This is a genomic window from Enterobacter sichuanensis (assembly GCF_002939185.1).
GTDB classification, from domain to species: domain Bacteria; phylum Pseudomonadota; class Gammaproteobacteria; order Enterobacterales; family Enterobacteriaceae; genus Enterobacter; species Enterobacter sichuanensis.
In genome coordinates, this window is record NZ_POVL01000171.1 from 1 (window position 1) to 611 (window position 611).

At 46.0% G+C, this 611-nt stretch carries 1 protein-coding gene and 1 pseudogene; both read left to right on the forward strand.

Annotation, left to right across the window (positions count from 1 at the left end):
• Positions 1–257, forward strand: a pseudogene (locus tag C5687_RS25205) (hypothetical protein); the annotation flags it as partial.
• Positions 258–471: 214 nt separating this feature from the next.
• Positions 472–611 (forward strand): AAA family ATPase (locus C5687_RS24350; protein WP_146086319.1); only part of this gene is annotated, 140 nt, incomplete at its 3' end.

The following is a 611-nucleotide window of genomic DNA, read 5'->3' on the forward strand; positions in this document are numbered from 1 at the left end:
ATGCGTATTGCCTGAAAACACAACCCGCTACGGGGGAGACTTACCCGAAATCTGATTTATTCAACAAAGCCGCCCTGTGCGGAAAAATCTACAATAAGCGAATGCGTAATATTTACGATGAGATGTGCCTGCGGGGTAAACCTAAAATGGTGGCCATTGGCGCGCTGATGCGGAAACTGGTGCACTGGTGTTATGGCGTCCTGAAGACCGGAACCGTTTTTAATGACGAAAGCCTGAAACAAGTAATGTCAACCTGACTGTACCAGGCTGACATTAAACTCAAGGTAACGCTCACTGCAATAAGTGAGCGCAGTCCGCTATGAGCGAACAGCGGACCTTTGTTTGATTGAAGTGTTTACTTTCAGCTGAGTCAGCGTGTATACCCGCAATATCAAAATTAAATAAGAAAGGGTGTGTCATAATTCCAGCCATTACGGCGCAAATACAACATTCGTGGACTAGGAAGGAAACATGGCTGTTATCCGCCACATCAGCATTCAGAATTTTCGCTCAATACGGCAGGCAGAATGGTTTCCAGGTTCAGGGCTGAATTGTCTGATAGGGCCTGGAGATTCAGGAAAATCGACCTTTATTGATGCTATTGACCTAGG